General features: G+C 80.1%; 1 protein-coding gene and 1 pseudogene. Both read right to left on the bottom strand.

Translation table 11 applies throughout. The annotated features are described in order from the left end of the window. Positions 1-25: 25 nt before the first annotated feature. On the bottom strand, positions 26-1162 hold the full coding sequence (locus NH342_RS22970) for a TadA family conjugal transfer-associated ATPase (protein ID WP_253018696.1): 1137 nt from the start codon (positions 1160-1162) through the stop codon (positions 26-28). Next, a pseudogene (locus tag NH342_RS22965) lies at positions 1155-1385 on the bottom strand (septum formation initiator); the annotation flags it as partial. The pseudogene NH342_RS22965 and the gene NH342_RS22970, both read right to left, overlap by 8 nt.

Here is a 1385-nt window from a genome sequence, read left to right as displayed (position 1 = left end):
GCGGCCAGGGCGAGGAGGCCCGCGGTCACGGCACCCCGAGCAGGTCGGCCAGCTCCCCGGCGGCGGGGACCGGCCCGCCGTCGGCACGCCAACCGGGGACCACCTCGACGAGGTCCCCGCGGCGGACCACCACGCCCAGCTCGGCCACCTGCCGGCCGGCAGGTCCGCGGCGCAGGTGCACGACCACCGACAGCGCGGCGGCGGCCTGGCTGTGCACCGCCGCCCGCCCCAGCCCGGCGGCCACCCCGAGGGCCTCCAGCCGGGCGGGGACGTCGGTGGCCCGGTTGACGTGCAGCGTGCCGCAGCCGCCGTCGTGGCCGGTGTTGAGCGCGGCCAGCAGGTCCACGACCTCGGCACCCCGCACCTCCCCCACGACGAGCCGGTCGGGCCGCATCCGCAGCGCCTGCCGGACCAGGTCCCGCAGCCCCACCGCGCCGACGCCCTCGACGTTGGGTGGGCGGGTGAGCAGCCGCACCACGTGCGGGTGGACCGGGTCCAGCTCGGCGGCGTCCTCGCACAGCAGCAGCCGCTCGGCGTGGTCGACCAGGCCGAGCAGCGCCGAGAGCAGGGTGGTCTTGCCGGTGCCCGTGCCGCCGGTGACCAGGAACGCTGCCCGGCGGCGGACCAGCCCGACCAGCAGCTCACCCGAGCGGCCCGGCAGCGCGCCGGCCGCGGCGAGCTCGGGCAGGCCCAGCCGGGCCCGCCGCAGCACCCGCAGCGACAGGCAGGTGCCCGACCCCGACACCGGGGGCAGGACGGCGTGCAGCCGGGTGCCGTCGGGCAGGCCGACGTCGACCCAGGGTGCGGCGTCGTCCAGCCGCCGGCCGGCGGAGGCGGCCAGCCGGACGGCGAGCCGGCGCACGGCGTCGTCGTCGGGGAAGACGACCCCGGTGCGCTCGAGCCCACCGCCGCGGTCGACCCACACCGCGCCGGGACCGACGACCAGGACGTCGGTGGTGCCCGGGCGGCGCAGCAGGGGTTCCAGGACCCCGGCGCCGGCGACCTCGTCGACCGCGGCGCGCACCGCGGTCAGCACGTCGCCGTCGCCGAGCAGGCCGCCGGCCTCCTGCCGCACGACGGCGGCGACCTCCGCCTGGCTCGGCACCCCGGGGACGACGCCCGCCAGCCGGTGCCGCACCCGTTCGACCAGCGGCTCAGCCACCGCTGACCGCCCGCTGCAGGCGGGGCAGCAGGCGGCGGACCACCTGGCCGAGCGGGGTGCGCGGCCCGGTCTGCGGCGGCTCGCCTCGTTCCCCGCGGGGCAGCGCGGACCGGTCGTGCACCAGCTCGGCGACCACCGGGCGGCCCAGCACGGCCCCGACCTCGCCCGCACCCAGCCCGCCCGGGCAAGTGCGCGCGACCAGCACCGCACGCGCCCATGCCGG

It is taken from the genome of Klenkia sp. PcliD-1-E (assembly GCF_024124375.1).
GTDB lineage: Bacteria > Actinomycetota > Actinomycetes > Mycobacteriales > Geodermatophilaceae > Klenkia.
This window is presented reverse-complemented; position numbering and strand designations above follow the sequence as displayed.